Origin of the sequence: Lewinella sp. W8, from assembly GCF_004375085.3 — a bacterium.
Classification (GTDB): Bacteria; Bacteroidota; Bacteroidia; order Chitinophagales; family Saprospiraceae; genus Neolewinella.
In genome coordinates this window covers 136,162-149,045 of record NZ_SNAQ03000011.1, presented here as the reverse complement: position 1 = coordinate 149,045, position 12,884 = coordinate 136,162, and the positions used below count along the sequence as shown (strand labels likewise).

Here is a 12,884-nt window from a genome sequence, read left to right as displayed (position 1 = left end):
TTCGTTTCTCCGTTAACGACCCCGACCCTCATGCACCGACTCCTATCACTGCTTTTCCTTTTTCTGTGGAGTACCCTGCCCGCCCAACCCGATCAGGACAGCGGCTGGATTCCCTTCGAGTTGGTCAAAAACAAGGTCATCGTTCCCGTTACCGTTGGGGAGCAGTCCTACCGCTTCATTCTGGATACGGGCGGTATTCTGGGCGTAGCGCCAAGACTTCAGGAGCGGCATCAGCTGCCCGCCGGTGCTCCCTTTCTGATTTCGGACATCAACCGGGTAGAAAAAGAAATCCCCACGGCCATCGTGCCCGACCTGGCCATCGGCAACTGGCACTTTAAAGACCGCCGGGCTTTTCTCGACGACGTCCTGGAACGCTACCCCTCCAACTGCCTGGAGGCCGACGGCATGATCGGACGGGACTTCTTTGACGACATCCTCCTGCAGTTTGACTACGCCCAACGACGCCTGCGGATGACCACCCGGCGGGACGCTCTGGACCTAACCGGACACGACCGCACGAAAATGCGCCTCAGCCGCCGGGGACTTCCCGACGTCAGGCTCAAGCTCGACGGAAAAAATACCTACGTCGAATTCGATTCCGGCTCCGGAGATTTCTTCAGCTACCGCACGGATCAGGCCGAAGCCATTCGGGCCAAAAATCCCGCAAAGGTCCTCGTCTTCCGGGGCATTTTTTCCTTCGGCATCAGTCAGGACGTTCCTCCCACCACCACCCGCTACGCCGTGAAGGTGGACGAACTGGTGATGGCCGGAACCAGCTTCCGGAATTTCTACGCTGACCTCTCCAAAGTAACCGAACCGCGCATCGGGGCCGACGTCCTGCGCTACGGTATCGTCACCCTCGATTACCAAAAGGGATGGTGGCACTTTAAGCCCTATCCCGAAGCGGCCAAAGCCCCGGGCTACGATACGTTCGGCTTCGATATCGCCAGAATCGGGGAGGCCACCATCATCAAGTGGGTGCTGGAAGATTCCCCCGCCGCCCGGGCGGAACTGGCTTCCGGCGACGTCGTCCTGCAGATCAACGGACGCCCCATCAGTGACCTCACGGGCGACTGTGCCGGCTACCTCAACGGCTACGATTTCCATCGGGAAGAAAGCGTACAGCTCACCGTCAAACGGGGTGACGATGCCGCCAGAACGGTACGGTTATCCAAAGTAAAATATCGTTAATGCATATCTTCCGGGTTACAACTCCCAACTATGTTTCTCCGGAGCCTACTGCTGATTACCTGTCTGACGATGCTGCTCGTGTCCTGCGAAAATGCCACGGAGCCCGCACCGCCCGAAGCCTCCACGAAGGAGGAGTGGGTGGACCTCTTCAACGGACGGGACCTGACGGGCTGGACGCCCAAATTCCAACACCACGAAACCGGCGACAACTACGCCAATACCTTTCGGGTGCAGGAGGGTGCCATCCTGGTGAGCTACACCGATTACGATACCTTTGACGAACGCTACGGCCATCTCTTCTACGACCGGCCATTTTCCTCCTTCCACCTGAAATTTGAGACCCGTTTCACGGAGGAGTGGATGGCGGACGCCCCGGACTATACCTACCGCAACAGTGGCATCATGTTCCATTCCCAATCGCCCCAGAGCATCCTGAAGGAGCAGGACTGGCCCATTTCGGTGGAGTACCAGATTCTCGCCGACGCCGATGACGGCAATCCCCGGCCGACCGGCAACATGTGCTCTCCGGGTACGGACGTGGTCTACGGTGACACCATCTCGCCGCAGCACTGCATTTCTTCCTCCTCCGAAACCTACCCCTGGGACCAGTGGGTGGCCGGAGAACTGATCGTCTACGGCGACTCTTTGGTGCTTCACCTCGTGGAGGGCGACACCGTGCTCCAGTACCGCAAGCCCCAGATTGGGGGCGACGTAGCCGCGCGTTTCGACCCCGCCCTCAAGGTGGACGGACAAGCCCTCACCAACGGATATATCGGCCTGCAGGCCGAAGGCCAGGGCATCGCCTTCCGGAATTTGCGTATCCGGGAATTGGAATGAATTTTGGCGGCGCGCGCAGGTGCCAAGAATCGCCTGACCGCCAAGCCGTTTCCGACCTAAACCTCATCAAAATGCACTCCCAACGGACCGTCACCACCTACTACGACCAGTTGGCCCCCGACTACGACGAGAACCGCTTCGGGAATTCCTACGGGCAGTACCTGGATGCCCAGGAGCGAAAAATTCTCCGGGCCTGGCTGCCCGAAGCGTCCTACCCGGACAATCTGGATCTGGGCTGCGGGACCGGTAGACTGCTTGATTTTGCCGGCCACGGACTGGACGCCAGCGCCCCCATGATCGGAGAGGCGCGAAAGAAATACCCGGAGAAGGACCTCATCGTCGGGGATGCCACCACGCCGCCCTTCGGGGCGGCCCGCTTCGCCAACGTCTACTCCTTTCACCTGCTGATGCACCTCGACGCCGATAAAGTAGCGGCCATCTTTCGGGCGGCCCACCAATACCTGCTGCCCAATGGACTGATGATCGTGGACCTACCCTCCGCCCAGCGACGCCGGCTGGTTAACTACCGGGCCAGCAACTGGCACGGTGCCTTCGGCGCATCTCCCCAGGAGGTCCGGCAACTCCTCGGGGACGACTGGGAGTTGGTTGCTTACGTGGGCATCGGCTTCTTTCCCGTCCACCGCATTCCCGTACGGTGGCGCCCCACGCTGCGGAAGCTGGACGACTGGCTCTGCCGTTCACCGCTGCGCCACCTGAGTTCCTACCTCGTCTACATCCTCCGCAAGCAATGAATTTTCGACGCTATATCCCGATGAGCCTGAAGGTTCGGTACCAGCTCTTGCGGCGGAGTTGGCGCGACTGGCGCAGTGGGCTCCGCCATCAGTTCGCCCGTGCGGAAGGCGGAGCACTCACCGATCTTCCCCATCGCATCAGTCTCCGGCAGGCCGTCATGCCTTCCGCTACCCTCGCCGCAAAACGGCACAACTTTAGGTTGGCCATTGGGCGCATAACGCCCGTGCGGGTCCGACCCGGAGAGGTGTTTTCGTTCTGGCGCGCCGTGGGCGCGCCCACCCGGGCCAACGGTTTCCGGGAGGGAAGGACGATCATCGACGGAAAGCTGCAAGCCTCCTTCGGCGGGGGCTTGTGCCAGCTATCGGGCCTCCTCTACGCCGTGAGCTTACGGGCGGGGCTGGAGGTGGTAGAGCGCCACAACCATTCCGTGGATATTTACACCGAAGCCACCCGCTACGCGCCCCTTGGGGCTGACGCAACGGTAGCCTACGGCTACAAAGACCTCCGCCTGCGCAACAATGCTGCCGGGCTGATCACCTTCCGCTTCACCCTGGAAGATCATTCGATCAGCGTACACCTTGACAGTGAGGTTCCGATCCGCGAACGGACCGTCACCCACGTCGTCAATCCGTCCCCGGACGCGACGGTAACCGTCGCCACTTTTCTGGACGGGCAGCAGACGACCACTTCCAGATACCGCAAACTTGAAGAGGAAGCGGCCATTCCTCCACTCATCCAGGATTATGACCCGAAGTGGGTCGGCCAATTCGACACCATCCGGGAGGTGCTACAGGCCGCGCTGGCGGGGCTTTCCGTAGAGATTGAGCACGTTGGCAGTACGGCCGTTCCGGGTCTGGCGGCAAAGTCGATCATTGATATCGACATGATTTATCCTCCCACCCTTCCCCTGGAGGAGATCACCCAACGACTGGCCAGTATTGGCTACCGGCACCACGGCGACCAGGGAATTGCCGAACGGGAAGTTTACAAGCGCGTTCCGGGCAGTGACCATCCCGTCCTCGACCACATCCGGCATCATCTCTACGCCTGCCCTCAGGGCAGCGCGGAACTGCATCGCCACCTGACCTTTCGGGATCAGCTGCGCGCCCACGCCCATCACCGCGAGGCCTACCAACGGATCAAACGGGAGCTGGCCCGCGAGGCCGGTCAGGATAAGAAAGCATACGCCCGGTTGAAGCAGCTAAGGGCCACCGACTTCGTGCAACGCGTTCTCCGGGAGGCCGATACCTGATGGGCCGGCACCCGGAAAAAACACGGCACCTGCACGCCGTTGCCCAAGGGCTAGTCGCACGAGCACGTCGTTGCATTTCCTTAGAAATCAACGATCCTAACGAGTTACTAATCCGGTGTAAGCAGGCCCAAGTCATGGGACCTCATAGCCATTCATATTGTTAATGGAGACCTCCATCGGAGGCTGGCCGGCAAAGCGTCGATAGTTTTCGGATACTTCCGGTTCGGAAGCCTATTTTACTTTACCTAAGCACCCACTTACCGTGAACACACCAGCACCACCCAGTATCCACCTCCCCATCCTTTTCGGACTGCAGGCCGTAAAAATTTTTCTGACCGTTGCGGCCGTTCTGGTCGGCTACGGCCTCCACCGGGATGAATACCTTTACCTGGCGGAGGGTAGTCATCCCATGTGGGGCTACATGGAAGGTCCGCCCATGATCGGTTGGGTCGCCGGCCTCAGCCGGCTCTTTCTGGGAAGCTCCGTCTGGGCGGCCAAGCTGCCCGTGCTTCTGGTGGGCCTACTCTGCCTTTACCTGCTCCTGAAACTCGTCACCGAATTCGGGGGTGGCAAGTACGCCCAACTGATTGCCGGCGCTGCCTGGTTATTATCTCCCGCCTTTTTGGGTACCAACTATCTTTTTCAGCCGGTCAGCTTTAATCAGTTGGCCTGGCTCGCCATTGGCCTGGCGCTCGTCCGCGTGGTGAAGTACGAGCGGCCCAAAGACTGGTACCTGCTGGGAGGAATCGTGGGGCTGGCGCTGCTCACGAAATACAGTGTCGTCTTTTACCTGATCGCACTGTTTGCGGGACTGCTGCTCAGCCCGCAAAGAAAGTTGTTTCTACAACCCAAGTTGTGGGTAGCCGCGGGCATTGCCTTCGTTATCTGGTTACCCAACCTGCTGTGGCAGTGGTACTACGATTTCCCCGTGGTGACCCACATGGAAGAATTGGCGCGCACCCAGTTGGTCAATATGTCTACGGCTGACTTCCTGATTCCCCAGATCATCTTTCACGGTGGCTCGCTGTTCGTGTGGGCGCCGGGGCTCTACTGGCTACTCCGTAACGAGAAGCTCCGCCCCTACCGCTTCCTCGGTATCGCCTATCCGGTACTGTTGTTGCTTCTGCTGGCGTTGAGCGGTAAGAGTTACTACATGATGGGTATTTACGCCTCCCTGATGGCCGCCGGCGGGTTGTTCTGGGAAAGAATCCTGAAGGAAAAAAGCTGGTGGTTTCTGATCATGTTCACCGGCAATGTCTTCCTGATGCCCTTCTCGATCCCCATCCTCCCCATCGAAAAAATGAAGGCCTTTGGCGTCTACATGCGGGACCAGTGGAACTTCTCGCCGCCCCTGCGCTGGGAGGATGGTACCGTACGCGACCTCCGGCAGGACTACGCCGACATGCACGGCTGGGAAGAAATGGTGCAAACGGTGGCCGAGTATTACTACGCCCTTCCCGAAGAAGAGCGGAGGAACACCATGATCTACGCCGGCAACTACGGACAGGCGGGTGCCCTAGCCTTTTTCCGCAAGAAATATGACCTGCCGGAACCCTACAGCTTCAACGCCAGTTTCATTCTATGGGTACCGGAGGAGGCGGCTCCCTTTGATCGGCAAATCGCGGTGGAGGATTATCCCTGGGGACCGTCCGACTTCTTCGAAAGCACCGAAACCCTGACGGTGCAGCAAAGTCCGTTTGCCCGGGAGACGCACCACATTTATTACCTGACCGGCCCGACGGGAGATACCCAGGAGGCCTGGCGGGCCGTACTGGAAGAGCAGCGCCGGGAGCGGTTGGGGTTGGGAGGAGAATAATTCGCCGAGCCTTTTGTGGCCTTCCCTTATTCGCCCAAAATTTCCGTCACGTACTTTAACCACTCGTATTGCGGAATGTCCTTGTCGATGTAGTAGTCGGGTTGTATCCCCTTATCGTCAATGGTCATCTCCGGTATCCTCATGCTTTTCGATAGGCAGTATCCCAACTCGAACTCATTACAGGGAGAGGGGACGAAGTACATATTTGAAATATCAAGCACGCCGATCGTAGTGGTTCCAAACAGCTTCACCTTTTTACTTTGCTTAGCCGCAAGCAGGAACTCCTCGGTGGTGCTTCCGTTGTTTTCGTTGATGATGATGCCGATATTTTTCGGAAAAGCATAGACCGTATCGTAGCTCGTAATCGTAACGGGATATTCGTTCAGCATCACGAATTCGCCGATCCGCTCGGAAAGTTTATCGTAGGCAGCCTGAGCCCACCGCTTCCCCGCTTCGTCAAAGCCGTATTCCTCCTTATTGATGAAGTCCAGCATTCGTTGATTATTCAGGGGCGTAGACAGCAATTCTACGCCCACCGTCCGGATGGGATTGGTGTACAGGATGGGAAGTAGTTCCTGGAAGCTGCCATCACTTCCACCACCGTTATTTCTCAAGTCAATAATCAGGTTTGGCGTTTGGAGAATCAGTTCCCGATTTGCGTTGATTACACTATCAATTTTCCATTTTTCGGAGCCCCAAAACCTCGGAATTCTCAACAGGGTCGTTTGCGGATTGACCTGCTCGAAGTAGGGATCCTGCGCAGCAATGGCCCGGTAATAGTTTTCAACTGCTGGTTCCGTTTCCAGGGAGGGCGTTACTCTCTGTAGGGTTATAAAACCCATCTGCAGATAATTATTCCCCACTAATTCTGCGGCCGCAAACTCCTGCGCGGAATGATCTCGCATATAAAAAGTTGCGGATTGATCTTCGTGAATTCTCAACTTAATCTGGCCCTCCGTCCAGTAGACGCCATCCGCTTCAATGATGAAGCCGAGGTATTCCCCACCAACTTTTTTAATGCCGATTCTATAGGGATTCGAAACCCAGACGCCTTCAAAGTCGTGCGCCTCCTTCCCTTCCAGGTATTCCTCGAATTCGGCGACGTCCACTCCCAGCTTTTCCCATTCCGCAAATTGCTGAATGATATCCTCATCCGTGGGTTGGCTTCCGGCCTGGTTGCTTTGTCCGCTCAGCGTTTGGACGGAAAGGTGGCCCGAGCGAAAAAAAGTAAGGAACTCATAAATCGTTTGCGTACACTCATTGATATCCCCAATTCCCTTAACCTTTTCCGCGAACACACCTACGTGGTCCTCGTAGGATTGCCGTCCTTTTTCGTCAATGACGTAGGCGAAACCCGCATCGTTTTCTTCGAAGGTTTTTTTGGTCCACGCAAAATTGGACGGACAGTCGCAGTCCTGGGCGGACAATAACAAGGGCAAGGACAGGAGGAGGAGAAATACTATTTTTTTCATGCGGCTAAGTTGACCGGTGTTTTGTCAGTAGGAGGGGCAAACCTAGCGGCTTCTCATGGGGTAAAATTGTAAAAAAACTGCACCCTTAACCGTTGCTTACGATTACTTCACCATCGATAGTCATCAGGTTATTTTTGAGCTGCCTGGGAATCAGGTTACACATAGACTTCGCTTCCTTGATGAAGTGGCTCTGGTCCGTATAACCACATTGATAGGCGATCTCGGTCAAGGACAGTAGCGGATCAAGCGTCATCAATCGGAGTGCCTGTCGGATTCTCACCACCCGGATATACCATTTCGGTGTAATTCCAAAATGGTCCTGAAATAAACGGTATAGTTTCCGTTCACTGCACCTGGTGTGTCGCAGGATATCCTTGACGGAGAGGATTCCCTGTTGCTGGTGAATATAATCGATGGCTAGCTGAAGGTTGGCCTGATCAAAAGCCTTCAATTTTGCCAGCAGCAACTCTTCAATGGCTGCTGATCGCTGATGGAGATTGGACTCATTAAGAATGCCCACCAGGCAACGTTGGTCGTCTTGGGAAAAGAAAGCATTCGAAAAGCCCTCCTCAATAATTTTGGGTTTGCTGGGCAGATCAAAAAATTGATAATAGCCGCAGGGATGAAAGTCGACGCAAATTTCATCCCAACTTTCCCCGACCCTGATTTCGTGCGGTTTAGTGTACAATCCCGTAGTGTAGACGAAAAGCTCGTCCTGCTCCTTTTTCGTACTCACGAAAGCATCCTCCGCCTCGTGCAGGGCATTGCTTTTTGAAATCCCCAAACAGACATTGGTATTGGGGAAAGAGGTTACCGAATGCTGCGTGCCGCCATCGTATTGGTTGTATAGAATGTACTGTACGAAGGGTCGTAATTTTTGGGACCGTATTTTATGAACCTGTGAAATCATTGTCTACCAAAAATTGAAGTTGCCCCTCCCTTGCATGCTGAAATATATTCCCCTTTTCTCTCGGAAGATAGCCACGGAAAGCGGATCGGCCCACTAAAAGAAAAACGAGGGTATTTCCCAGGGGATGCAGCTTAAAGCAATTGCTCCAACCATCCAGTAGCAAATAATCGTTTTGCGGCCGGTAGAAGATGATGTCATTACCCACCCCCATAATATCCCTCACATCCTCCCAAAACGATTAGGACTGTCAGCAGGTAGAAACTTTTGATCTTCATTCGACCGGATTAAGAAGTCATCACTCCTAAAACGGAATTGCCCCCCTGAGCGTATTGCCCCAAAAGGCCTTAAGCATTCCCCAGGGAATGCCCCCCTAAACTTTTTTTGCGTTCGAAAGCGTTATATTTATCAAGCTCAACGCAACAAACCATGGCCGAGCGCAGCGAACTACTTAGTCGGGTCATCAACGTACTCTCGGATTTTCCCACGCCGGAGGAGGTCATGCAATTGCGGACCAGCGAAGCCGACGAGCAGCGGCTTCAGGAGTTAGCCGACAAAAATGCTGCGGGGACGCTGACCCTGGAAGAGCACATCGAACTGGAGCACTACCGCGTAGCTGAGCACATGGTCCGGATGGCTAAAGCCCGGGCCTTCAGCCGTCTGCAGGGAGCGTGAGCAAAACCTACATCCCCGTTATTCTTCGCCGGCAGATTACGGAAGCCGCCAAGGATTGCTGCGAGTACTGCCTGGTGCCCAGCAGCGTAGCCCTGGCCTCCTATCACATCGACCACATCATCAGCGAAAAGCAGGGAGGAGCGACCGTTTTCTCCAACCTCGCCCTCGCCTGCCGACTCTGCAACCTTAGCAAGGGAAGCAGCATCGCGGCCTACCGCATCCCCGAAGATGAATTGGTCCGGCTCTTTAATCCCCGACGGGATAAATGGTCCGAACATTTTCTCCTCCGCCCCGATGGTTTTATTCTTCCCAAAACACCCGTCGGGGAGGGCACCATCAAAGTCCTCAACCTGAACGACATCAATCGCGCCGAAGTGAGGTCGGTGCTGCTCGCCCGCGGCCTCCTGGGCGAGCGTTAGTTACCCCATTGCACGGGAGGAATGACGCGCCCAAAAAACCTACGCTCCCCAAACAAAAATATACTCAGCTTCGGGCCGCGCCACGAAAGTTGCCAGGGGTCCGTTTTGCCGGGTTGCTGCACCCGGCCCCCAACGATCGGATACTTTTTTTCCAGCAACTTCAGGTGGCCGGGACCACCACCCCCATAAATCACCGGCACGTGTACCTCCAGGACCATTTCCTTTTCCGAGGACTGATGAAACACCAACTTGAGCTCTCCCCGCGAAAAGACACAGTCGATCCAATTTGTAACGTTTGAATTGTAATTGGGAATCGTGATCAGGGGACCACTGCGCCACGTTCCGGGGAGGGCTTTGGGTAGCATGATACTAAAATTGATTACCCCACCAACTCCCTCTCCTTACCCAACGCGCGTTTCCTTCCCTTCGCCAGCTCCCGTTCCAGGCGCTTCATGAAGGCGTGGTAGTGCACCTCGATGGTGTGCCGTTTGGAGCGGGTAAATTCCCGCTCGATGTGATCACTGTCCGCCTCGGCCTCCTGGCCGAGCTTTGACGGGAGAACGTATTCCCCGGTCATGTACGCAGCCGCCACCCGCGACTGCATGTCGGACAGGGGCCAGATCGCCCCCTGGGGCTGAAACAGGCCGATGAAGATCAGGGTGGGATAGTCGGGGTGGAACATCCGCAGGAAGAGGGGGATGCGGTCCGCTTCCTCGTAGTTGATCATCGCCCGGTCAAAGAAGGGGAAAGTGATCTTGTAGCCCGTGGCCGCCACGATGGTGTCGTAGGTACCCTGACTGCCGTCCGTGAAGTGAACGGTATTCCCGGCTACGGATTGGATGCCCCGCCGGGGGTGCACCTTCCCGTGCCGGATCTTGTAGAGCAACTCGGAATTGAGCGTCGGGTGGGTTTTCGTCACCGGTTCGGTGGGTTCCTCCAGCCCGTAGGCGGCGTACTTCCCGACCTGGAACCGCAGGCTCAGTTTTTGCAGCGGCCCGCGCAGAAAGCCGGGCAGGTACTGCAGTCCCTTGTTGAAGGTATCCGCCGGCTTGCCCAGGAAGAACTTCGGGATGATGTAGTGGGCGCGGCGGATGCTGATGTCCACCGAAGCGGCTACCCGACTGATCTCCACGGCGCAGTCGCAGCCGGAGTTGCCGCTGCCAACAACCAGCACCCGCTCATCCTTAAAGCTGCGGTTGTGCTTGTAGTCGTGGCTGTGCAGGTAACGCCCGGCGAAGGCCTCCGCGATGCCCTCCGGATGACGGGCGTGGTGGTGATGACCGTTGGCCGTGAGCAGGTAATCAAAAACTTCGGTGGTCCCATCGCTGAGGGTGAGCGTCCAACGCTGGTCCTCGCCCAGCTCCGCCCGTTCCACGCGGACGTTGAAGCGGATGTGGGTTCGCAGCCCAAAATGGTCGGCGTAGCTGCGGAAATAGCGCAGCACCTGCTCGTGGCTGGGGTAATCCGGATAGTCCTCCGGCATGGGAAAATCCAGGTACTCACTCAGCGTTTTGGAGCTGATGATGTGGGTGGTTTCACAGACGCTGCTGTGGCTTTCCTGCTCCGAATAAATCCAGTTGCCACCGATGTCGGCATTAGCCTCGTAGCAGGTGGCGTCCAGTCCTTTTTCCAGACAATTCTTCAGGGCCGTAATACCGGAACAACCGGCGCCAATGACGGCTACGCGGGGAACGTTTTTCATAGTTTACGGATCGACTCAGTTCGTGGCTAAGGTAAACAATTTGGGCGAGGGGCCGCGGGTGCAACGGTCGTTCGCCGGGCCGGGTAGGTGCGGAGGAAGGCGGATTAGCACGGTAGCTGGCGTTCCTTTTCACGGGAGGGCTTTTGCATCGTTCCTTCAGCGGAACGATTTAAGTCGACGCACAGCGTCTCTACCGCGAAGGGGTAACTGGGCTACCGGGCTTCCAGGACCAGCACCCAGTGGTCTTCGGTCGGCGCGGGGTACCCGCCATCCTTGAGGGTAGCCTCCCGGAATATTCCCGTTCGGGGGTCGAACCAGGCGGCCATTAGGTCTCCCTCCAGATCGGTCAGTTCCACGGTGCCGCCCTGAGGGGCGTAGGCGAGGTAGGCCTTCCCCGGCACCGCCAGGACCTGGTGCCCCGAGGGGGATAATTCCGGACGCTTTTCCATATCGGCCAGCGGTAAACTTTCCAGGCCCTCGCTGACGTAGCCTACGTATTTCGCCCCCTCCAGCTCCAGGGCATCCCGCCAGGACATCGGCTGGGTGGCCCAGGCCGTCCAGCCCGCTTCGTCGGCGGAGACTTTCCACTGCCACAGGCCCGCGGCGCCGTACACGACGCCCATGGTGCCGCCGGCGAAGAGTTGCCCCCAAGCATCTTCACCCTGCCACCAACCCAGGCCATTCTGGCCGTCATTCATGCCCTCGTAGGTGGGTTCTCCGTTGGCGGCCGCCTTGGTCGGGAGGTTATCGTACATCCGCTCCACTTTGTGGTACTGGTGTTCCTGCCCGTGCCCCGTTTGGGCCCACTGAAAGTCCAGCCAGTCGGCCTCCTGAAAGCTCTTGTTGTAGTGTTCGCAGTGTTTGAGGTCGTTGCCGACCGCCCACTCGGCCAGGTAGTCGTCGCAGGGGTTGTAGTGCAGGCCGGTGGGTTGCTGGTAGCTGTCCCAGGCCTCCATCATGATGCCGGCTTCTTCCACGCCGGGATCACGGCCGCCGTTGTCTCCCGCCAGCAACCACAAGGCGGGTTGGGCCCCGTAACGCCCCAGCAGGTATTTGGTGTAGCGCTCGTACTGCTCGGGCGCAATAACGTTGCCCAACACGTCCAGTCCCTTCCAGCCAAAGCCGTGGAAAACCGGCTGGTAAACGGGCACAATCTCGTGCTCCAGTAGGGTTTGGATCAGAGTGTCCAGATACTGGAAGTAGCCGGGTTGCAGCTGTTGCAGCTGCCCGTCGGGTAGGTCCGTGAAGGCCCGGGCAAAGCCCTGGTCAATGTTCCTTCCTTCCGGGCCCTCGGCCCGCATATCGGGTTGTAGGGTCATCAGCAGGGCCGCGTTGAAGCCCTGAGCTTGCCGCTTTTTGGCGTACACTTCCACCTGTTCCACCGTGGCCCGGAAGGGGATCGCCCAGGGCGTGTCCGCCACTACCAGAAAGGTGCTTCCGTCGGCGTGCACCACGTTGCGCTTGCCGGCGGACATCTTCAGTAATCCCTTTCGGAGCAGGGCATTGTCTCCCTCGTAGGCTTCAACGACCACCGATCCCTCCTGGTCGTGTAATCCTGCGTCCGCCGGTTCAGCGGTGGTGCGCCAGCGCCAGGTTTCTCCCGCTTGCGGACCGGCAAACCGAATTTTCCAGCTCTTCTCGCCATCCCAGAAAGCAGGACGGGTGATGACCTCCCCCGCATCGTTCTCGAAGCTGGCCGATACCGCCACGTCGGTGTAGGGATTAGCGTAGTTCCCTTCGGCGGTCAGACTGATCTCGTACACCGTGTTCTGGGCAACGGTCGGCAGGGCAGCCTCTTCCTGATTACACCCCATGAGCAATAAGCATAAGCAAGCGGAAAGAATGCGCATAAATAATTGG

General features: G+C 57.2%; 12 protein-coding genes. 7 read left to right on the top strand and 5 right to left on the bottom strand.

Annotated elements, in window-relative coordinates; translation table 11 throughout:
- Positions 1-30: 30 nt before the first annotated feature.
- The 5 genes from E1J53_RS13745 to E1J53_RS13725 all read left to right on the top strand — a co-directional run bounded on the left by E1J53_RS13745 (position 31) and on the right by E1J53_RS13725 (position 5,849).
- Positions 31-1,191, top strand: coding sequence for a PDZ domain-containing protein (locus tag E1J53_RS13745; protein ID WP_134273025.1), 1,161 nt, complete (start codon positions 31-33; stop codon positions 1,189-1,191).
- 69 nt (positions 1,192-1,260) lie between these two features.
- On the top strand, positions 1,261-2,028 hold the full coding sequence (locus E1J53_RS13740; protein WP_368671756.1) for a DUF1080 domain-containing protein: 768 nt from the start codon (positions 1,261-1,263) through the stop codon (positions 2,026-2,028).
- Between the two features lie 71 nt (positions 2,029-2,099).
- Positions 2,100-2,780: a class I SAM-dependent methyltransferase gene (locus tag E1J53_RS13735; RefSeq protein ID WP_173021486.1), complete on the top strand. Its 681-nt coding sequence runs from the start codon at positions 2,100-2,102 to the stop codon at positions 2,778-2,780.
- Complete coding sequence (locus E1J53_RS13730; protein WP_134273022.1) at positions 2,777-4,033, top strand: GrpB family protein; 1,257 nt, start codon at positions 2,777-2,779, stop codon at positions 4,031-4,033. The genes E1J53_RS13735 and E1J53_RS13730 overlap by 4 nt, the downstream gene beginning before the upstream one ends.
- A 262-nt stretch (positions 4,034-4,295) precedes the next feature.
- Complete coding sequence (locus tag E1J53_RS13725; RefSeq protein WP_368671755.1) at positions 4,296-5,849, top strand: glycosyltransferase family 39 protein; 1,554 nt, start codon at positions 4,296-4,298, stop codon at positions 5,847-5,849.
- A gap of 26 nt (positions 5,850-5,875) precedes the next feature.
- Here E1J53_RS13725 and E1J53_RS13720 read toward each other — a convergent pair whose 3' ends face one another.
- Complete coding sequence (locus E1J53_RS13720) at positions 5,876-7,321, bottom strand: S41 family peptidase (RefSeq protein WP_134273021.1); 1,446 nt, start codon at positions 7,319-7,321, stop codon at positions 5,876-5,878.
- Positions 7,322-7,406: 85 nt separating this feature from the next.
- Positions 7,407-8,231, bottom strand: coding sequence for a helix-turn-helix transcriptional regulator (locus E1J53_RS13715; RefSeq protein ID WP_134273020.1), 825 nt, complete (start codon positions 8,229-8,231; stop codon positions 7,407-7,409).
- A gap of 426 nt (positions 8,232-8,657) precedes the next feature.
- Here E1J53_RS13715 and E1J53_RS13710 point away from each other — a divergent pair, with 426 nt between their 5' ends.
- Both E1J53_RS13710 and E1J53_RS13705 read left to right on the top strand, forming a co-directional pair.
- The gene (locus E1J53_RS13710; RefSeq protein ID WP_134273019.1) at positions 8,658-8,903 is read left to right on the top strand and encodes a hypothetical protein; all 246 of its coding nucleotides are present in this window, start codon (positions 8,658-8,660) and stop codon (positions 8,901-8,903) included.
- On the top strand, positions 8,900-9,322 hold the full coding sequence (locus tag E1J53_RS13705) for an HNH endonuclease signature motif containing protein (protein ID WP_134273018.1): 423 nt from the start codon (positions 8,900-8,902) through the stop codon (positions 9,320-9,322). The genes E1J53_RS13710 and E1J53_RS13705 overlap by 4 nt, the downstream gene beginning before the upstream one ends.
- Here the strand turns inward: E1J53_RS13705 and E1J53_RS13700 are convergent.
- From E1J53_RS13700 to E1J53_RS13690, 3 genes are all read right to left on the bottom strand, one after another.
- Positions 9,319-9,687, bottom strand: a complete 369-nt coding sequence (locus E1J53_RS13700; protein ID WP_134273017.1) for a hypothetical protein — start codon at positions 9,685-9,687, stop codon at positions 9,319-9,321. The two genes, E1J53_RS13705 and E1J53_RS13700, sit on opposite strands and share 4 nt — an antisense overlap.
- A 14-nt stretch (positions 9,688-9,701) precedes the next feature.
- Positions 9,702-11,024, bottom strand: coding sequence for an NAD(P)/FAD-dependent oxidoreductase (locus E1J53_RS13695; protein ID WP_134273016.1), 1,323 nt, complete (start codon positions 11,022-11,024; stop codon positions 9,702-9,704).
- A 212-nt stretch (positions 11,025-11,236) separates the two neighbouring features.
- Complete coding sequence (locus E1J53_RS13690) at positions 11,237-12,874, bottom strand: DUF4038 domain-containing protein (protein ID WP_134273015.1); 1,638 nt, start codon at positions 12,872-12,874, stop codon at positions 11,237-11,239.
- Positions 12,875-12,884: the final 10 nt, after the last annotated feature.

What these genes read in the sequence shown, in the direction of transcription:
- E1J53_RS13720 (WP_134273021.1), bottom strand. Translation starts at nt 7,321, where the DNA reads ATGAAAAAAATAGTATTTCTCCTCCTCCTGTCCTTGCCCTTGTTATTG.
- E1J53_RS13730 (WP_134273022.1), top strand. Translation starts at nt 2,777, where the DNA reads ATGAATTTTCGACGCTATATCCCGATGAGCCTGAAGGTTCGGTACCAG.
- E1J53_RS13710 (WP_134273019.1), top strand. Translation starts at nt 8,658, where the DNA reads ATGGCCGAGCGCAGCGAACTACTTAGTCGGGTCATCAACGTACTCTCG.
- E1J53_RS13735 (WP_173021486.1), top strand. Translation starts at nt 2,100, where the DNA reads ATGCACTCCCAACGGACCGTCACCACCTACTACGACCAGTTGGCCCCC.
- E1J53_RS13745 (WP_134273025.1), top strand. Translation starts at nt 31, where the DNA reads ATGCACCGACTCCTATCACTGCTTTTCCTTTTTCTGTGGAGTACCCTG.
- E1J53_RS13740 (WP_368671756.1), top strand. Translation starts at nt 1,261, where the DNA reads ATGCTGCTCGTGTCCTGCGAAAATGCCACGGAGCCCGCACCGCCCGAA.
- E1J53_RS13700 (WP_134273017.1), bottom strand. Translation starts at nt 9,687, where the DNA reads ATGCTACCCAAAGCCCTCCCCGGAACGTGGCGCAGTGGTCCCCTGATC.
- E1J53_RS13715 (WP_134273020.1), bottom strand. Translation starts at nt 8,231, where the DNA reads ATGATTTCACAGGTTCATAAAATACGGTCCCAAAAATTACGACCCTTC.
- E1J53_RS13690 (WP_134273015.1), bottom strand. Translation starts at nt 12,874, where the DNA reads ATGCGCATTCTTTCCGCTTGCTTATGCTTATTGCTCATGGGGTGTAAT.
- E1J53_RS13695 (WP_134273016.1), bottom strand. Translation starts at nt 11,024, where the DNA reads ATGAAAAACGTTCCCCGCGTAGCCGTCATTGGCGCCGGTTGTTCCGGT.